General features: G+C 63.6%; 16 protein-coding genes and 1 other RNA gene. 8 read left to right on the top strand and 9 right to left on the bottom strand.

Going from position 1 to position 18,402, the window contains the following annotated elements:
* Positions 1–20: 20 nt before the first annotated feature.
* The 7 genes from HTA01S_RS02975 to gyrA all read right to left on the bottom strand — a co-directional run bounded on the left by HTA01S_RS02975 (position 21) and on the right by gyrA (position 10,169).
* Positions 21–341, bottom strand: coding sequence for an integration host factor subunit beta (locus tag HTA01S_RS02975; RefSeq protein WP_068167042.1), 321 nt, complete (start codon positions 339–341; stop codon positions 21–23).
* 75 nt (positions 342–416) lie between these two features.
* Positions 417–2,102: a 30S ribosomal protein S1 gene (gene rpsA, locus HTA01S_RS02970; RefSeq protein ID WP_068167041.1), complete on the bottom strand. Its 1,686-nt coding sequence runs from the start codon at positions 2,100–2,102 to the stop codon at positions 417–419.
* A 184-nt stretch (positions 2,103–2,286) separates the two neighbouring features.
* Entirely contained in the window at positions 2,287–4,335 is a 2,049-nt protein-coding gene (locus HTA01S_RS02965; protein ID WP_068167145.1) for a bifunctional 3-phosphoshikimate 1-carboxyvinyltransferase/cytidylate kinase, read from the bottom strand.
* A gap of 46 nt (positions 4,336–4,381) precedes the next feature.
* Positions 4,382–5,260: a prephenate dehydrogenase gene (locus HTA01S_RS02960; protein ID WP_068167040.1), complete on the bottom strand. Its 879-nt coding sequence runs from the start codon at positions 5,258–5,260 to the stop codon at positions 4,382–4,384.
* Positions 5,261–5,321: 61 nt separating this feature from the next.
* A complete protein-coding gene (gene pheA, locus HTA01S_RS02955) occupies positions 5,322–6,419 on the bottom strand; it encodes a prephenate dehydratase (RefSeq protein WP_068167039.1) in 1,098 nt (365 codons plus the stop codon).
* Between the two features lie 4 nt (positions 6,420–6,423).
* Positions 6,424–7,530 carry a 3-phosphoserine/phosphohydroxythreonine transaminase gene (serC, locus tag HTA01S_RS02950; RefSeq protein ID WP_068167038.1) on the bottom strand — a complete coding sequence of 369 codons (1,107 nt, stop codon included), beginning with the start codon at positions 7,528–7,530 and terminating at the stop codon, positions 6,424–6,426.
* Positions 7,527–10,169, bottom strand: a complete 2,643-nt coding sequence (gene gyrA / locus HTA01S_RS02945; RefSeq protein WP_068167037.1) for a DNA gyrase subunit A — start codon at positions 10,167–10,169, stop codon at positions 7,527–7,529. The genes serC and gyrA overlap by 4 nt, the downstream gene beginning before the upstream one ends.
* A gap of 261 nt (positions 10,170–10,430) precedes the next feature.
* On the opposite strand from gyrA, the gene ompA reads away from it, so the two are divergent.
* The 6 genes from ompA (at position 10,431) to ssrA (ending at position 14,776) form a co-directional block, all read left to right on the top strand.
* Positions 10,431–11,081 (top strand): outer membrane protein OmpA, encoded by a 651-nt coding sequence (ompA, locus tag HTA01S_RS02940; RefSeq protein ID WP_068167036.1) that lies wholly within the window; start codon positions 10,431–10,433, stop codon positions 11,079–11,081.
* Positions 11,082–11,388: 307 nt separating this feature from the next.
* Positions 11,389–11,727, top strand: a complete 339-nt coding sequence (locus HTA01S_RS02935) for a hypothetical protein (RefSeq protein WP_157571941.1) — start codon at positions 11,389–11,391, stop codon at positions 11,725–11,727.
* Entirely contained in the window at positions 11,724–12,971 is a 1,248-nt protein-coding gene (locus HTA01S_RS02930) for a hypothetical protein (protein WP_068167034.1), read from the top strand. Before HTA01S_RS02935 ends, HTA01S_RS02930 begins: the two co-directional genes overlap by 4 nt.
* 21 nt (positions 12,972–12,992) lie before the next feature.
* On the top strand, positions 12,993–13,700 hold the full coding sequence (gene ubiG / locus HTA01S_RS02925; protein ID WP_068167033.1) for a bifunctional 2-polyprenyl-6-hydroxyphenol methylase/3-demethylubiquinol 3-O-methyltransferase UbiG: 708 nt from the start codon (positions 12,993–12,995) through the stop codon (positions 13,698–13,700).
* Positions 13,701–13,708: 8 nt separating this feature from the next.
* Positions 13,709–14,374, top strand: coding sequence for a phosphoglycolate phosphatase (gene gph, locus HTA01S_RS02920; RefSeq protein WP_068167144.1), 666 nt, complete (start codon positions 13,709–13,711; stop codon positions 14,372–14,374).
* Positions 14,375–14,387: 13 nt separating this feature from the next.
* Positions 14,388–14,776, top strand: a transfer-messenger RNA (tmRNA) gene (gene ssrA, locus HTA01S_RS02915).
* 43 nt (positions 14,777–14,819) lie between these two features.
* Here ssrA and HTA01S_RS02910 read toward each other — a convergent pair.
* Positions 14,820–15,422 carry a DUF2062 domain-containing protein gene (locus tag HTA01S_RS02910; RefSeq protein WP_245637974.1) on the bottom strand — a complete coding sequence of 201 codons (603 nt, stop codon included), beginning with the start codon at positions 15,420–15,422 and terminating at the stop codon, positions 14,820–14,822.
* An 87-nt stretch (positions 15,423–15,509) separates the two neighbouring features.
* Between HTA01S_RS02910 and HTA01S_RS02905 the strand changes: the two genes are divergently transcribed.
* On the top strand, positions 15,510–16,259 hold the full coding sequence (locus HTA01S_RS02905; RefSeq protein ID WP_068167143.1) for a 16S rRNA pseudouridine(516) synthase: 750 nt from the start codon (positions 15,510–15,512) through the stop codon (positions 16,257–16,259).
* 6 nt (positions 16,260–16,265) lie between these two features.
* Here the strand turns inward: HTA01S_RS02905 and HTA01S_RS02900 are convergent, their stop codons facing one another.
* Complete coding sequence (locus tag HTA01S_RS02900; protein WP_068167031.1) at positions 16,266–16,997, bottom strand: hypothetical protein; 732 nt, start codon at positions 16,995–16,997, stop codon at positions 16,266–16,268.
* Between the two features lie 471 nt (positions 16,998–17,468).
* On the opposite strand from HTA01S_RS02900, the gene HTA01S_RS02895 reads away from it, so the two are divergent.
* A complete protein-coding gene (locus HTA01S_RS02895) occupies positions 17,469–18,392 on the top strand; it encodes an EI24 domain-containing protein (RefSeq protein WP_084235794.1) in 924 nt (307 codons plus the stop codon).
* The last annotated feature ends 10 nt before the right edge of the window (positions 18,393–18,402 follow it).

The raw sequence follows: 18,402 nt of genomic DNA, 5'->3' as shown, positions 1-18,402 counted from the left end.
GTAGCGAGCAGGGCGCCGGCTCAGACCGGCTTGTCCGGCGCACGGGCCAGGATCTCGGCGGTCTTTGCATCCACCTGTTCACGCAGGGCCTTGCCCGGCTTGAAATGGGGGACGCGCTTTTCCGGAATCATCACGCTCTCGCCCGAGCGCGGGTTGCGCCCGACGCGGGGAGAACGGCGGTTGACGGAGAAGCTGCCAAAGCCACGGATCTCGATCCGGTGTCCCTTGACCAGCGCATCGCCCATCGCGTCGAGGATGGCCTTGACGGCGAATTCGGCATCGCGGTGGGTGAGCTGGCCAAAACGGCCAGCCAGGGCTTCAACGAGGTCGCTGCGGGTCATGTCTGGGGGAAAACTCGGTCGTTCTGTTGGGCTGCACCGGGCGGATGCTCGCGCACCCGCCCAGGTTCAGTCGGTTCAGTTGTTGCTGTTGTCGAGCTTGGCGCGCAGCAGGGCGCCCAGGCTGGTGGTGCCGGCGTTTTCGCGAGAAGACTGCTGGCTCAGGGATGCCATGGCTTCTTGCTGGTCAGCGGCATCCTTGGCCTTGATGGACAACTGGATGTTGCGCGTCTTGCGGTCGATGTTGACCACCACGGCATTCACTTCATCGCCTTCTTTCAGCACGTTGCGCGCATCTTCCACGCGGTCACGGCTGATTTCGCTGGCGCGCAGGTAACCCAGCACGTCTTCGCCAAGATCGATCTCGGCACCCTTGGCGTCCACGGTCTTGACCTTGCCGGTCACGATGGAACCCTTGTCGTTCACCGACACGAAGGTGGTGAACGGGTCACCGTCGAGCTGCTTGATGCCCAGGGAGATGCGCTCGCGCTCCACGTCGATGGCCAGCACGATGGCTTCGACTTCCTGGCCCTTCTTGAAGTTGCGCACGGCGGCTTCGCCGGTTTCGTTCCAGGACAGGTCGGACAGGTGCACCAGGCCGTCGATACCGGCAGCCAGACCCACGAACACGCCGAAGTCGGTGATCGACTTGATCGGACCCTTGACGCGGTCGCCGCGCTTGGTCTGTTCGGCAAACTCGTGCCAGGGGTTGGCGCGGCACTGCTTCATGCCCAGGGAGATGCGGCGCTTGTCTTCGTCGATGTCGAGCACCATGACTTCGACTTCGTCGCCCAGCGACACCAGCTTGGATGGGGCCACGTTCTTGTTGGTCCAGTCCATTTCGGAGACGTGCACCAGGCCTTCGATGCCCGGTTCGAGTTCAACAAATGCACCGTAGTCGGCGATGTTGGTGATCTTGCCGAACATGCGGGTGCTTTGCGGGTAGCGGCGCGAAACGCCCATCCACGGGTCGTCGCCCATCTGCTTCAGACCCAGGGAAACGCGGTGCTTCTCGGTGTCGAACTTGAGGATCTTGGCGGTGATTTCCTGGCCGGCCGTCACCACTTCGCTCGGGTGACGCACACGGCGCCATGCCATGTCGGTGATGTGCAGCAGGCCGTCGATGCCGCCCAGGTCCACGAACGCACCGTATTCGGTGATGTTCTTGACCACGCCGTGCACGATGGCGCCTTCCTTCAGGGTTTCCATCAGCTTGGCGCGCTCTTCGCCCATGGATGCTTCCACCACGGCGCGGCGGCTCAGCACCACGTTGTTGCGCTTGCGGTCGAGCTTGATGACCTTGAATTCCAGGGTCTTGTTTTCGTACGGGGTCAGGTCCTTGGTCGGACGGCTGTCGACCAGCGAGCCCGGCAGGAAAGCGCTGATGCCGTTGACCATGACCTTGAGGCCGCCCTTGACCTTGCTGGAGGTCGTGCCGGTGACGAATTCGCCGGACTCGAGCGCTTTTTCCAGCGACATCCACGAGGCCAGGCGCTTGGCCTTGTCGCGCGACAGCAGGGTGTCGCCGAAGCCGTTTTCCACGGAGTCGATGGCGACCGACACGAAGTCGCCCACCTGGACTTCGAGTTCGCCCTGGTCGTTCTTGAATTCGGCCAGCGGAACGTAGGCTTCCGACTTCAGTCCGGCGTTGACCACCACGTGGCTGTGTTCGATGCGAACGACTTCAGCGGTGATGACTTCGCCCGAGCGCATTTCAGCGCGTTTGAGGGACTCTTCGAACAGGGCGGCAAAAGATTCAGACATTGAATTTCCTAAAACCGCTCAAACAGTCGGGCGCGGATCCACCAGAAGGCGGTTCGCACGGAGATCGACGGATGGGCGGCGTTGACGTTGCGGTGCGTGACACCGCGGGGTTAAGTGAAAGAACCATCGGGCCTGCGGGTTGTGAACACCCGGCCGTGCCGTCTGGGCCATCAAGGTGGTGGACTCAGTTGCCCGAGAACACCGTTTTGCCTTGCCACCAGTTCAAGACCTGCTGCACCGATTGCTCGACGTCCAGCCCGGAATTGTCCAGTTGCAAGGCATCTTCGGCTGGCTTGAGTGGCGCGTGTGCCCGGGACGAGTCCCGGTGGTCGCGCTTTTCCAAGTCCGCCAAAAGACTGTCGATGTTAGCAGCAATTCCCTTTGAAATCAACTGCTTATATCGCCGTTGGGCGCGCTGCTCGGCGCTCGCGGTGAGGTACACCTTGAGCGGCGCGTCCGGAAAGATCACGGTGCCCATGTCGCGCCCGTCGGCCACCAGCCCGGGCAGGCGTCGAAAACCGTGCTGCAGGGTGAGCAGGGCGGCGCGCACCTCGGGCACGGCCGACACGCGTGAGGCCGCCATGCCGGCCACTTCGCTGCGCAGCGCGTCGCTCACCTCCACGCTATCGAGCCAGATGCGCGGGCCGTCAAAGCGCACCTGCAGCCCCGCCGCCAGCGTGCCCAGGCGCTGGGCCTGATCAGGCTGGCGCAGATCGTCTTCCGCGGTGGACAGGCCGGCCTTGCCAGCTGCAAGACCCACCAGCCGGTACAGGGCGCCGGAATCCAGCAGGTGGTAGCCCAGTCGTTGCGCGACCTCGGCAGCCAGGGTGCCCTTGCCTGAGGCGGTGGGGCCATCAATGCAGATCACGGGAATGCGGGCGGCGTCGGCCTGGCACACGTCGAACAGGGCCTCGAAGTAGTCCGGGAAGGTCTTGGCCACACATTTCGGGTCTTCGATGCGCACCGGCAGGCTTGCCGGGTTGAACGCCGCGAGCGAAAAACACATGGCGACCCGGTGGTCGTCGTAGGTGTGGATGGATGCGGCCCGCCAGTGCGCCGGGGTGGCCGGCGGGGTGATGCGGATGAAATCCGCGCCTTCTTCCACGGTGGCGCCGAGCTTGCGGCATTCGGTGGCCATGGCGACGATGCGATCAGTCTCTTTCACGCGCCAACTGGCGATGTTGCGCAGGGTGGTGGTGCCGTCGGCGTAGAGCGCCATCACGGCCAGCGTCATCGCCGCGTCCGGGATGTGGTTGCAGTCCAGCTCGATGGCCTGGAGCGGCCATCGGCCGCGCCGGATGTGCAGCCGGTTGGCCTCGCCGGTGATCTGCGCGCCCATCAGTCGGGCGGCTTCCACGAAGCGGATGTCGCCCTGGATGGAAGCCAGGCCCACGCCCTCGATGGTGATGCCGTCCCTGCCGGGCGACGCGGGCGCCAGCGCGCCCAACGCGATGAAGTAACTGGCCGAAGACGCGTCGCCTTCGACGGGAATGCGCCCGGGCGAGGTGTAGCGGCTGCCCGCCGGAATGGTGAAGCGCGACCAGCCATGGCGCTGGACCTGGACGCCGAACCTCTCCAGCAGGTTGAGGGTGATTTCGATGTAGGGGCGGGAAATCAGTTCACCGACCACGTCGATGTGGATGTCCTGCCGGGCCACCAGAGGCAGGGCCAGCAGCAGCGCGGTCAGGAACTGGCTGGACACATCGCCGCGCACGCGGATGGGTGAGCCGAGATTCAGCGCCTGCGGCTGACCGTTGCCCAGGCACAGAGGCGGATAGCCCTCCTGGCCGAGACAGTCCACCGGGCAACCCAGTTGGCGCAGGGCGTCCACCAGGTCACCGATCGGCCGCTCGTGCATGCGGGCGATGCCGCTGAGCTCGAACGCGCCACCGTGCTGACTGGCCAGCAGCGCCAGGGCCGCGGTGAGCGGGCGCATGGCGGTGCCGGCGTTGCCCAGGAACAGCTGCGCGGTCTTCACGGGCAGCGTGCCGCCCAGCCCGTGCACCCTTAGCGCCCCGTCGTCCTGGGGTTCGATGCGGCAACCCAGCTGTGCCAGGGCTGCCAGCATCACGCGTGTGTCGTCCGAGTCGAGCAGGTCGGTGATGTCGGTGTGGCCCACGCTCAGAGCCGCCAGCAGCAGCACCCGGTTGGAGATGCTCTTGGAGCCCGGCAGGCGGACACTGCCGCCAGCGCTCTTTAATGGCGGTATGTCGAGATGGTCAATGGAATACATGCACGAAGGGGGCTTGCGGTGCGCGAGCACCAGCGGAAACGGCGGATCAGCTCCGGGGTTTGATGGCGCTCATGCGCCAGTGGGCGCGCGAGGTGCTGGCCCGGTCGATCAGCGACTCCAGCGCATCCGGGTTGTCCGCGGCGATCGCGGTTTCAAAGGCATGCAGGGCCCGCTGGAAGTGCCTGGACTGGGCGAGCAGTTCTTCGCGGTTGGACATGAGGATGTCGCGCCAGATGCTGGGATCACTCGCCGCGATGCGGGTGAAATCGCGAAACCCCGGACCAGCCAGCGAGAGGAACTCCTCGCCCTGCGACTGCCCGGTGACGGCGTTCATCAGCGCAAACGCGATCATGTGCGGCAGGTGACTCACGGCCGCATAGGCAGCGTCATGGGCCTCGGGCGACATCTGCTTGACATGGCAACCCAGCGCCGTCCAGACCGCGTGAGCCTTGTCCAGCTGGGCGGGTTGCGTGCGTTCGATGGGCGTCAAAATGACCTGGCGTCCGGCGTACAGATCCGGATCGGCATTTTCCACGCCGGCAAGTTCCTTGCCTGTGATCGGATGGGCGGGGACGAACACACCGACCTGGTCGCGCAGCACGCGGCGCGCGGCGTCGATCACCTCGCGCTTGGTCGAGCCCACGTCCATGATGAGCGTGTTCGGTCCCACCAGATGGCGGATGGCCTTGAAGGTCGTTTCAGTGGCTGAGACCGGCACCGCCAGCAACACCAGGTCGGCGCCGCTGACAGCCAGCAGGGCCGAAGGGGCCTCCACGTCGATCACGCCCATCTGGCGCGCCCGCTCGGTGGTGGATGGCGACTTGCTGTAGCCCACGACGCGCTTGACCAGTCCGGCTTTCTTGAGGGCCAGTGCGAACGAGCCACCCATGAGGCCGCAACCGATCAGTCCCAATTGTTCAAACATCGGGACCCCCGGCGGGCAGCCCCAATGGGCGCAAAGAAGGTGTGTGAAGGAGGGCGCTCATTTATTCGCTGACCGGGTACGCACCCAGCACCTTGTAGAACGCGCACAGTCCCTTCAGCTCTTCGAGAGCAGCCGCCACGTGCGGCTGAGAGGGGTGGCCGGCGATGTCGATGTAGAAGTAGTACTCCCACTGCCCGGATTTGGCGGGGCGCGACTCGAAGCGCGTCATGGACACGCCGTTGTTCTTCAGCGGCACCAGCAGGTCGTGCACCGCGCCTGGCCGGTTGGGCACCGACACCACGAGGCTGGTGCAGTCCTTGCCGGTGGCGGGTGGCATGGCCAGCGTCTGGGGCAGGCAGATCACGGCGAAACGCGTGCGGTTGTAGGCCTCGTCCTGGATCGCATGGGCCACGATGTGCAGACCGAACTGCGCGGCGGCACGTTCGCTGGCCAGTCCGGCCCAGGCAGGGTTGGTGGCCGCCAGGCGGGCGCCTTCGGCGTTGCTGTCCACGGCGCGGCGCTCGGCGTTGGGCAGGTGCTGGCTCAGCCAGTTCTGGCATTGCGCGAGCGCCTGCGGGTGCGCCATGACGACTTCGATACCGTTGAGGTCGTTCACCTGACGCAGCAGGTTGTGCCGCACCAGCAGGCTGACCTCGCCCACGACGTGTACCGGCGAGCGCAGGAACAGGTCCAGCGAACGGGCCACCACGCCTTCGGTGGAATTTTCCATGCCCACCACACCGTACTGGGCGGTACCCGCCGCTGTGGCGTGGAACACCTCGTCGAAGTTGGCACAGTAGATCAGGTTGGCGGCGCCACCGAAAAACTCGATCGCCGCCTGTTCGCAGAACGTTCCCTGCGGCCCGAGCACAGCGACCCGCTGTGGCGCTTCCAGCGCCAGGCATGCCGACATGATTTCGCGCCAGATGGAGGCCACGTGCTGGTTGAGCAGCGGCCCCTGGTTGGCTGCCTGGATTTTCTCGATGACCTGGGCGACGCGATCCGGACGGAAGAAGGGCGAGCCTTCGGCGCGCTTGATCTCGCCCACCTGCTCGGCCACCCTTGCACGCTGGTTGAGCAGCGACAGCAACTGCTGGTCGAGCGAATCGATCTGGACGCGCAGGGCTCCGAGGGCCTCGGACTGTGTGGGTTGCGTCATGGGGTCAGGCCCGGGTTTTTTCAAAGTCGCGCATGTAGGTCACCAGCGCCTGCACGCCCGCCAGCGGCAGGGCGTTGTAGATGCTGGCCCGCATGCCGCCGACCGATTTGTGGCCCTTGAGCTGCAACAGACCTGCGGCCTTGGCGCCCGCCAGGAAGGCTTCGTTGCGCGACTCATCGCGCAGAAAAAAAGGCACGTTCATGCGCGAGCGGCAGTTCCCGGCCACCTTGTTGACATACAGCTGCGACTGGTCGATGAAATCGTAGAGCAGGGCCGCCTTGGCCAGGTTGCGCTGCTCCATGGCCGCCACACCGCAGAGTTCACCCTCGGTCTGGCGCTTGAGCCACTGGAAGGTCAGGCCAGCCATGTAGATGGCGTAGGTGGGGGGCGTGTTGTACATGGATCCGTTGTCGGCCACGGTCTTGTAGTCGAACGCACTCGGGCAGATGGGCAGCGCGTGCCCCAACAGATCCTCGCGCACCACCACCAGCGTGAGACCGGCTGGCCCCAGGTTTTTCTGCGCGCCGCCAAAAGCCAGGCTGACGCGCGACCAGTCAACGGGCCGCGATGCGACGTGCGATGAAAAGTCGATCACCAGCGGCGCATCGCTGCCCAGCGCCTTGAGGTCGGGCAGGTGATGAACTTCGATGCCGTTGATGGTTTCGTTGCTGCAGAGATGCACGTACTGGGCATCGCGGCTGAGCCGCCACGAAGCGGGGTCGGGCAATTCGGTGTGTGCCTGTGCCGCATTGCTGGCGGCCAGGCGGGTCTCGCAGTACTTGCCGGCTTCCTTGAACGACTTCTGGCTCCAGCTGCCGGTGACCACAAAGTCCACCGCCCCACCACGCGAGAGGTTCAGCGGCACGATGGCGTTTTCGGCCAGGCCACCGCCCTGCATGAACAGGATGCGGAAATGGGCCGGAACGGCCAGCAGTTCGCGCAGATCCGATTCGGCCGCCTCAATGATGGACTTGAATTCCTTGCCGCGGTGGCTCATTTCCATCACGCTCATGCCGCTGCCTTGCCAGTCGAGCATCTCGGCGGCGGCCTGTTGCAGCACCTCGGCCGGCATGGCGGCCGGACCGGCGGAAAAATTGTAGGGACGCGTCATGGCGCTTCAGCGCCCGTGTCATCCGCCTCGCCCGGGTCGGCGAGTTCCGGCACGTTGGCATCGTTCTCCACGATGCGCTGCAGGCCGGAGAGCTCGGCACCCTCGTCCAGCGCGATCAGGGTCACGCCCTGAGTGGCCCGACCCATCTCGCGGATCTCCGACACGCGGGTGCGCACCAGCACACCCTTGTCGGTGATCAGCATGATCTCGTCGTCGGTGTGCACCAGCGTGGCGGCCACCACCTTGCCGTTGCGCTCGCTTTGCTGGATCGCGATCATGCCCTTGGTGCCACGGCCGTGGCGCGTGTACTCACCGATCGGTGTGCGTTTGCCGTAGCCATTGACGGTGGCGGTGAGCACGCTCTGTTCTTCATCCTCGGCCACCAGCATGGCGATCACGCTCTGGCTGTCTTCGATCATCATGCCGCGAACACCACGCGCATTGCGACCCATCGGGCGCACGTCGTTTTCGTCGAAGCGCACAGCTTTGCCCCCATCGGAGAACAGCATCACGTCGTGCTGCCCATCGGTGAGCGCGGCGCCGATCAGGAAGTCGCCGTCATCCAGATCCACCGCAATGATGCCGGCCTTGCGCGGGTTGCTGAATTCGTCCAGCGCGGTCTTCTTGACCGTTCCCATGGATGTGGCCATGAACACAAAGCGGTCGGACGGGAAGCTGCGCATCTCGCCGGTCAGCGGCAGCACCACGTTGATCTTCTCGCCTTCCTGCAGCGGGAACATGTTGACGATGGGGCGCCCGCGCGAACCGCGCGAACCCGCGGGCACTTCCCAGACCTTGAGCCAGTACAGGCGGCCGCGGTTGGAGAAGCACAGGATGTAGTCGTGCGTGTTGGCGATGAACAGCTGGTCGATCCAGTCGTCTTCCTTGGTCGCTGTGGCCTGCTTGCCACGGCCGCCACGCTTCTGGGCACGGTACTCGGACAGCGGCTGGCTCTTGATGTAGCCGCTGTGCGAGAGCGTGACCACCATGTCGGTGGGCGTGATCAGGTCTTCGGTGGAGAGGTCCTGCGCGCTGTGTTCGATCTCGCTGCGGCGGGCACCCAGCTTGGTCTGACCAAACTCGATCTTCACCTCCGTCAACTCTTCGCCAATGATGGCGGACACGCGCTCGGGTTTGGCCAGGATGTCGAGCAGATCGTCGATCTCGCCCATGACTTCCTTGTACTCGGCCACGATCTTGTCCTGCTCCAGACCGGTCAGGCGCTGCAGGCGCATCTGCAGGATCTCCTGCGCCTGGGTCTCGGACAGGCGGTACAGGCCATCGCTGCCCATGCCGAAGGCTTTTTCGAGTCCATCCGGGCGGTAATCATCGGCGTTGATCACGCCGCCGTCGGCGCGCGTGCGGGTCAGCATTTCGCGGACCAGCTGGCTGTCCCAGGGGCGGGCCATCAACTCGGCCTTGGCCACCGGCGGCGTGGGTGATTCGCGGATGATGCGGATGAAATCGTCGATGTTGGCCAGCGCAACAGCCAGGCCTTCGAGCACATGGCCGCGCTCGCGCGCTTTGCGCAGGTTGAACACCGTGCGGCGCGTCACCACTTCGCGGCGGTGTTCCAAGAACACCTGGATCAGATCCTTGAGGTTGCACAGGCGCGGCTGACCGTCGATCAGGGCCACCATGTTGATGCCGAAGGTGTCCTGCAGCTGGGTCTGCTTGTACAGATTGTTGAGCACCACCTCGGGCACTTCACCGCGCTTGAGTTCGATCACCAGTCGCATGCCGGACTTGTCCGACTCGTCCTGGATATGGCTGATGCCTTCGATCTTCTTCTCGTGCACCAGCTCGGCGATGCGCTCCTGCAGGGTCTTCTTGTTGACCTGGTAGGGCAGCTCGTCCACGATGATGGACTGGCGCTGGCCTTTGTCGATGTCTTCGAAATGGCACTTGGCGCGCATCACCACACGGCCGCGTCCGGTGCGGTAGCCGTCCCGGACACCGTTCATGCCATAGATGATGCCGGCGGTGGGGAAGTCGGGCGCCGGGATGATCTCCATCAACTCATCGATGGTCGCTTCGGGGTTCTTCAGCAGGTGCAGGCAGGCATCGACCACCTCGTTGAGGTTGTGCGGCGGGATGTTGGTGGCCATGCCCACCGCGATACCGGACGATCCGTTGACCAGCAGGTTGGGCAAGCGCGACGGGAGCACCAGAGGCTCTTTTTCCGAGCCATCGTAGTTGGGGCCGAAGTTGACCGTCTCCTTGTCGATGTCGGCCAGCATTTCGTGGGCGATCTTTGCCAGCCGGATTTCGGTATAGCGCATGGCTGCGGCGTTGTCGCCGTCCACGGAACCGAAGTTGCCCTGGCCATCGACCAGCATGTGGCGCAGCGAAAAGTCCTGTGCCATGCGGACGATGGTGTCATAGACCGCGCTGTCGCCGTGGGGATGGTATTTACCGATGACGTCACCCACGATACGCGCCGACTTCTTGTAGGCGCGGTTCCAGTCGTTGTTGAGCTCATGCATGGCAAACAGCACTCGCCTGTGCACGGGCTTTAGCCCGTCGCGCGCATCAGGCAGAGCACGACCGACAATCACGCTCATGGCGTAGTCGAGGTAGCTGCGGCGCATCTCCTCTTCAAGACTGATGGGCAGGGTCTCTTTGGCGAACTGTGTCATGAACGGGTGCTGGTGTACGTGTGTGAGCCAAAAGGCAACCGCTCATTTTAGTGGTGGCGGGACGCAGGCTTGAATTGGCAGGTTTGTTGTGCTTCAGCAACGAATGAGTTGGGTCAGCAGAATGTGGTTACAACACGGTCTGGCAGCGCACAGAAGGCTATAGTTGCTTGTGGCACAATAAATTCAACGTGTTGAGTGGTGGTCACTTCAAGCGTCATTGTCAATAGCAGCCCGTCTGGGGCAATACCAAGAGGAAAAACCATGAATAAACTGAACAAAGTGGCAATGTTGATTGCATCCGCTGCTCTGGCGACGAGTGCTTTTGCTGCGCCCTCCAGTGGCACCGAAACCAACGACAACTGGCGCAGCGGCCATGGCAATCTTCAATGGAAGAATGGCGACGGCACTCTGTGCTGGCGCAATTCCAGCTGGACGCCTGCCACGGCGGCCAAGGATTGCGATGGCGCCATCGTGCCGGCCCCGGCACCTGCTCCCGCTCCAGTGGCCGCTCCTGCACCGGCCCCAGCTCCCGCACCTGCTCCCGCACCCGTGGCCACCAAGGTGACGTATGCAGCAGATGCATTCTTCGATTTCGACAAAGCTGTGCTCAAGCCCGAAGGCAAGGCGAAGCTGGATGATCTGGCTGGCAAGGTTTCCGGTATCAATCTGGAAGTCGTGATTGCCGTGGGTCACACCGACTCCGTTGGCTCTGACAAATACAACCAGTCGCTGTCCAATCGCCGCGCCGAAGCTGTCAAGGCTTATCTGGTGAGCAAGGGCATCGAAAGCAATCGCATCTACACCGAAGGCAAGGGCGAGTCCCAGCCGGTGGCCGACAACGGCACCCGTGAAGGTCGCGCCAAGAACCGTCGCGTGGAAGTGGAAGTTGTGGGCACCCGCGCCGGCAACTAAGTACCGCGCTTGCTGCGTTTTTGACGCAAGGCCCCATGTGTGAAAGCACATGGGGCTTTTTTCTGGTCGTCGATCCATGAACCGGTTGTTGTTTTGCCTGTGGTGCCTGGCACTGGTCGCCTGTGGCACAGCTGCACCCAGACCGGCTGAAAGCCCACACGAGGGGTATCCGGTGCGGGATGCGACGGCGCTTGAGCGCCACTGTCTGTTGGCGGGCCCTACCGGGGTGCCAACGCAGGCTACTGTGGCGATGCTGTTGTCGCCGCGCATGGTGTATAGCCTTCACGAGTGGCCTCGTATGAGGGCCGTGGCAGAAGAGTCCCACTTCCAGGTGCTTGCGTTGAAAGACCCGCGGGTGCCGGCGTCGGAGTGGGATGACGCCTTGGTCGCGTCCGGGCTTGATGGCACCGACCGCCAGCGGCTGCATGATCTGCCGGCCGAGTGTCATTCGCTCTGGAGTCGGGTTGATCACCTGCCTTACAGCCTGGTATTTCTCGACTTCAGCATGCATACATGGCCCATCCTGGGCGTCATGCCCGATACCGCGTGGCGGGACTCCCTGGAATTTCGGCGCCGCGCTTTGTTGCATGAAACGTCGAAAAGCGCCAGGCCAGGGCCCCGGCTCAACCGGGAGGAACCCAGGTGAGCTTCAAGGGTGCTTCAAGTGATCGACAGCCTTTCCTGTCAGCGGGTCAGGTGGGGCGGTTGATCGCGCTGGCCTGCGCGCTGTGTTTGGCAGCCGTTACCGGCCAAGCCGACACGCGCGACCCTGACGCGTGCATCGATCCCGTCAGCTACCTCGCCCTCGACCCAGCCGTGGTCGGGAAGGACAGCAATGGCATGGCCGCCTTGGGATCTTACGAACGCATTAGCCCTGACGGGCGCTTTGTGCTGAGGTCCTTCTCGGGCAGTTTGCTCGGGCATGTGTCTTTGATCGAGCTGCCGGTCGAACCATCGGGAGCTTTGCAGGCTTACCGCACACCCTTGAGCAACGAGGCGTTTCCGGTACAGGGGAGTTGGCGTTTCCTGGTGGATGTGAACGGGAGTCACTACCGGTTGTCTGATGTTCTGCATCGGCAGAAAAAATCGCAGCCCCTGTTTGCGGGGGGAATGCGGGGGTTTTATGCCGCTGCCTCGGAGCTTCCGGCTGCAGAAGTCCCAGACCCGTCGTTGATCTGGATCCGGTCCATGAGTTGGCCGCAGGGGGACCGCACGGGGCAGGGGACGGGCCCACTGCAGGTCCGAACCCTGGGGTTGCGGGACCACGGTGGGCGGGTTGATGTCGTGCACGACACCGGTGCGCAATTCATCTGTGCTCACAGGCAGAGCGTCGATGGCAATGTGTACACCTTACCCATGATTTCGGTCGATGGCCTGGAATTCTCGGCCATACCGATCAATCCGCGACAGGGTCGACCGAGCATGCGCGTGTATGGCTTGGCCACGGGGGCTTTGGATGAAGAGCACCCCTGCGATTTGAGGTGGGACCTGCGTGCCACCCCTGGCAAGGCTGTGTTTGGGTTCGCGACCAGCGCACCTGCGATGTTGGTCTACACCTCCAATTCCAGCGTGTACTTTCTCGATCGGCGCTTGCCTCCCGAGACCGGCGCGTTTCAGGTGGAGGATTTGCGCACCCTGGTGCTGGCCAGCGCTTTCCCCGGGCTGACCCGCGACGGGCGCATCGTTTTTGGGGCGACATGGAAAGACTGTCCACCCAGTGGACCGTGTGTGGGGCGCTCCGGTTACGTCGTGGCAGATCCTTACCAGAACCCTGCATACCGGAACCATTGGAAGGCTCGAAACGCGACCGCGCCCAAGGCATGCATCACGCGGCGGGAAGTCATGGCGGAGCGGCGGCGTTTTGCCGATCAACACGGTCTGCAACCCTGAAGCCATGTGAAAATTGGCGGCATGAATCCAACTGTCAATGCCGATCCCGCCGAACTGGCCAAATTCTCCGACCTCGCCCATCGCTGGTGGGATCCTGAGAGTGAGTTCAGGCCCCTGCACCAGATCAACCCCTTGCGTCTGGGCTGGATCGATGGGCTGGCAGGCCTGAGTGGAAAAAAGGTGCTCGATGTGGGGTGTGGCGGCGGAATCCTGTCGGATTCCATGGCGCGCAAGGGTGCGCAGGTCACCGGCATTGATCTGGCCGTCAAAGCGCTGAAAGTGGCCCAGCTCCACGCGCTGGAGGTGGGTACGCAGAACGTGAGCTACCGGGAAATCAGCGCAGAGGCTATAGCGCTGGAGCAGCCCGGCGTCTTTGATGTGGTGACTTGCATGGAAATGCTGGAGCACGTGCCGGACCCGGCTTCCGTGGTGCGGGCTTGCTCGGAGCTGGTCAAGCCCGGGGGATGGGTGTTTTTTTCCACCATCAACCGCAACCCGAAGTCGTTCCTGTTTGCCATCGTCGGTGCGGAGTATCTGCTGCAGATGCTGCCCAAGGGCACGCACGAGTACGCCAAAATGATCCGGCCCGGCGAGTTGGCCAGCCATTGCCGTGCCGCCGGGCTGGAATTGATGCAGACGCGTGGCATGGAGTTCAACCCGCTCACCCAACGTTACTGGCTGAGTCAGGACACCAGCGTGAACTACCTGATCGCGACACAAAAGCCATGACCGGTCGCGTGTTCCGCGGTATTCGGGCCGTGTTGTTTGACCTGGATGGCACTTTGATCGACAGCGCACCCGATCTGGGTGCGGCGGCCGACGCCATGCGCACCGAGCGTGGTCTGGCCCCGCTGCCGCCGGAGCGCTACCGACCACTGGCCGGCGCTGGGGCTCGGGGCATGTTGCGTGTGGCTTTTGATATCGATCCGGATCATGCCGGCTATGAACCGCTCAAACAGGAGTTTTTTGCCCACTACGAAGCCTGTCTGACGGAGCGCACCCGGCCCTTCCATGAAGTGGATCAACTGCTGGAGGCGCTGGTGCAAGGCGGGCTGCTATGGGGGGTGGTGACCAACAAGTCCCACCGCTTCACCACGCCGTTGACCCGGGCCATGCGCCTTTTTGACACTGCGGGCACCATCGTCAGCGGTGACACGACCCCTCACGCCAAACCCCATCCCGAGCCACTGCTGGAGGCCGCCCGGCGCCTGGAGGTGCTGCCGGCGCAGTGCCTTTACGTGGGGGATGATCAGCGCGACATCCAGGCCGGGCGGGCCGCCGGCATGCCCACGGTGGCTGCGCACTACGGTTACCTCGGACTGGGGGCCGACGCATCGACCTGGGGTGCCGACGCCGAGGTTTTTTCGCCCCTGCAGGTCTTGCAATTGCTGGAACTGCCTTAAACTTGGTCACTCAGGGGCTGCACTGGTTTCGACGTGGGTTCGGACACGCAGCAGGGCATGTCGAGGTTCTGTCACCTCGTAAAACCGCAGAAAAAAACTAACTGCAAACGACGAACGTTTCGCACTCGCCGCTTAATTGCCGGTGAGCTTTGCAACAGCAGGCCTATGGGCTGGGCAAGGGTTCAAACGGCGCAAGCCGCGAGAGTCCAGGCTGCAAAGATAATTCAATAGGCTGGTTGGGCGTCGGGTAACTTGGCGCACAACAAGATTCAAGGTTGCTGGCGTCCTGTGTAGCGTGCCGCTGCGCGATTCAGGAAGCGAGATTCAAATCAGACGGCTACACATGTAGAACTGCGCGAAGAAGGCTTGCGGACGGGGGTTCAAATCCCCCCAGCTCCACCACACACCCTAACCCCGGGGCTCCGATGCCCCGGGGTTTTTGTTTTCAATCCCTCAAAGACTCTGCATTGACCGCATCACGGGTGGTGCGCTCGCGCAGCCGCTTGCGACGTGTCCAGCGGGTTTTGAGTATCCACAACGCACTTGTCAGGAAATAGACGGCCAGGCCACTGACGGTGGCGATGATGGACAGCCCCAACACCAATGGCTTGCCCACGGTCTTGAGTCTGCCTGCCCAGTGCGCCATGCGGTCGGTCCAGCCTTGTTCTTGAGCGGGCGCCGCGTGGGCGCTTTTCAGCAGAGCCTCGGCTTGTGCCTCGGTGAGCGCGGGTTCCCCGAGGATCCGTTTGCCCAGGCGGTAGGCGCCGTAGTACACCGGCCCGAACGTGACCGGGTTGGTCACCAGGGTGCTGGCCACCGCCATGGGGAGATTGGCCCGCAAAAGAACCGCTACCGTGGCCGACACCGGGATTTGGGCCACAGGGATCAACAACCCGAAGAAGATCCCCAGCGCCAGCCCGAGGGCGATGCCCTTGCGGCTGAAATGCCACAGTCTGGGGTGGTGCAGCACCGGGCCCAGCCATCGCAGCCACCGGTTCTCCCGCACGGTCTCCGGCTTGGGAAGCCACTTCTTGAATGTATGTTTCACCGATCGATCACCTGATGCAACTCGCAGCCCCATTCTGGCCGATGCGCAGAGGTGCCATCTGACAGCGGTGACAATCCACCCACCATGATGCAGTTACAGGACATTCTTTTCTCCCAGGGTTTTGGCACACGCCGTGTCTGTTGTGGGCTGGCACAACAAGGGTTGGTTCAGGTTGGGCCAGAGCAGGCTGTTTGCACGGACCCGACCCATGAGTGGGAGGAGAACGGCCTGGAGTTCTGGGTGCAGGGCGAGCGCTGGGCCTACCATGCGCTGGCCTACCTCATGCTGCACAAGCCGGCGGGGTATGAGTGCTCGCAAAAGCCCAGCACCTACCCGAGTATCTACACCCTATTGCCGGGGCCACTGCGCAGCCGGGGGGGCGGCGCGGCGGCGGGTGTGCAAGCGGTGGGGCGGCTGGACCAGGACACCACGGGCTTGCTGCTGCTGTCCGACGACGGCAAGTTCATCCACCGCATGACTTCGCCACGGCACCACGTGCCAAAAGTGTACGAGGTGCAAGTCAAGCACCCACTGGATGAACGCCAGATTGCCCGTTTGCTCGAAGGTGTGGTGCTCGATGACGATCCCAGGCCCGTGCGGGCTGCGGCCTGCCAGGCCGTGACCGATCACCACCTGCGTTTGACGTTGACCGACGGCAAGTACCACCAGGTCAAGCGCATGGTGGCTGCGGTGAGCAACCGGGTGGAGGGCTTGCACCGCTCTTCCGTGGGCCAACTCATGCTGCCCGCCGATCTGTTGCCAGGCCAGTGGCGCTGGCTCACGAACGCTGAGGTCTTTGCCCTCACACAGAAGGTCGTCGCTCCCGCCGTCGGTTGAGCTGGCTTAGAGCAGATCGCCCTTGCGGCTGTCCAGAGGGACCAGGAACGAGTTCTCCTGCCATTGGGAGCCCAGGACGCTGTTGGGTGCCTGGCCGGTCGTGCTGTTGGGCCAGGTGGACAGTGGGCTGAAGTCGCTTTGCCGGTTGCTTCGCTGGCGCGAAATGGCCGAACGCAGGTTGGTTTGCGCGGCGATGATGGCGCGCTCTTCCTGTTCGCGCTCGCGCATGGACTGAACGGTGGGCGATTCACCCAGGAACTCGGCCCGGATTTCTGCCACGGTTGGCAGGGCGTTCGATCGAACCACCCAGTAGGGCAGACCGCATTGGGTCAGCAGCGAATGTTTGAGTTGGCGGGTGCTGCGCGGCAAAGGCAGGCGCCCGGGCACGTCCAGGCATCCCACCACACGGCCGTCTGCTTTGCAGACCGTGAACGTGCAGTAGACCCCCCCGAGCAATCGGTACCAATGCATGCCCTGTTCCATGTCACGCGGCAGCGTGAAGCGGGTCACCGGTAGCTTGATCATGATGTGGTGATCGTAGAAAGCCCGCGCCAGCCAGTGCCAGACGCGTGCTTCTTCGCTGTTGGCGATGGACCGTGTGCTCAGGGGCCAATGTTTGGGCATGCGCCGTTGGCGCCGGGTTCGTCTGGCTTCCCAGGCCCGGTGCAACAGCGCGCCCAGCACCAGAAGTGCAGGGATCAGCGCTGCAAGCAGCCATGGGGTGGGCCAGAAGTTCATGAGCAATGCATTGTCCGGGTTGTTTGTATCAAAGTGTATGTATATCGTTCAAAAAGAAACCAATCAAGGGTGCAGGAGGGAGGCCGTTTGCGTGATTTCCTTGGGGTTTGCTTGGCTCTTCGAGGGCTGACCACGCCCGTCGGGTCGCCTGGGGCGTGTAAAAGCCCCTCGCTGAGAAATTCGGGCCCCGGCCGCAACGCTGCTATTGCCGCCGGACCACCGCGTTTCGGGACCGCTGGCAGCGCGGGTTCCGGGGTTGGCGTGACATGGGGGGGCTGTGCCTGAAACTGAGAATTGTGCCCAGAAGCGGGGGTGCCGCCTATCCCGCAAATGAGGTATCCATCGCCCCAAGCCTGAAACGCTGGGGCCGCCGCGCTGGGGGTGGCGGGTCGGTCCCGCTGCGGGCTGTGTCCACGGGTGGGTATTCCCGTGAGATCAGGGGGTGTGCGGAGTCCCTGTATTCTTGTTCACATGAAGTTGCTGTTCGATTCGTTTTGGCGCGCCGTCGCCTACTGCATGCATCCGCGCGTGATCGCGCTCTCGTTCCTTCCCCTGATCCTGATGGTGGTGGTGTCGTTCGGGCTGGGCTACTTTTTCTGGGAGGGGGCGGTGGCTTCCGTGGCCGCCTGGCTGGAAGCCTTCGAGCTGATGCAGGCCTTGCTCAGCTGGCTCGATCGCATGGGCATGGGGTCGCTGCGCACGGTGTTTGCGCCGCTGCTGGTGCTGGTGCTGGCCACGCCGGTCATCGTGCTGTCGTGCCTGCTGCTGGTGGCCGTGCTCATGACGCCGGCCATGGTGTCGCTGGTGGGGCAGCGGCGCTTTGCCACGCTGGAGCGCAAGCATGGTGGTTCGCTGCTGGCGAGTGTGCTGTGGTCGCTGGGGTCCACCGTGCTCGCCGTGCTGGTGCTGGTGGTGTCCATGCCGCTGTGGCTGGTCCCTCCCATGGTGTTGATCCTGCCCCCGCTGATCTGGGGTTGGCTGACCTACCGGGTCTTTGCCTTTGACGCGCTGGCCGAGCATGCCAGTGTCGATGAGCGCAAGCGCATTCTGCATGAGCATCGGGGCAGTCTCCTGCTCATGGGGGTGCTTAGCGGCTATCTGGGAGCGGCGCCCAGCCTGTTGTGGGCATCGGGGGCCATGGTCATTGCGTTGGCGCCGCTGCTGGTGCCGGTCGCGATCTGGATCTACACCCTGGTGTTTGCGTTTGCGTCGCTCTGGTTTGCCCATTTCGCGCTGACCGCCCTGCAGCAGCTGCGGGCGACGGTCCCGGTTGAGGCGTTTGAGGTCAACGCGAACACCGCCGATGTGGTCGGGCCGAAGCCACCGAATCTGCCCAACGCGGGTGCCCCGGACGATCTGGGTCTGCCGCCGCCCGGATCCATGGGGAATCTCTGAATGCCATCAA

It is taken from the genome of Hydrogenophaga taeniospiralis CCUG 15921 (assembly GCF_001592305.1).
Classification (GTDB): Bacteria; Pseudomonadota; Gammaproteobacteria; order Burkholderiales; family Burkholderiaceae_C; genus Hydrogenophaga; species Hydrogenophaga taeniospiralis.
This window is presented reverse-complemented; position numbering and strand designations above follow the sequence as displayed.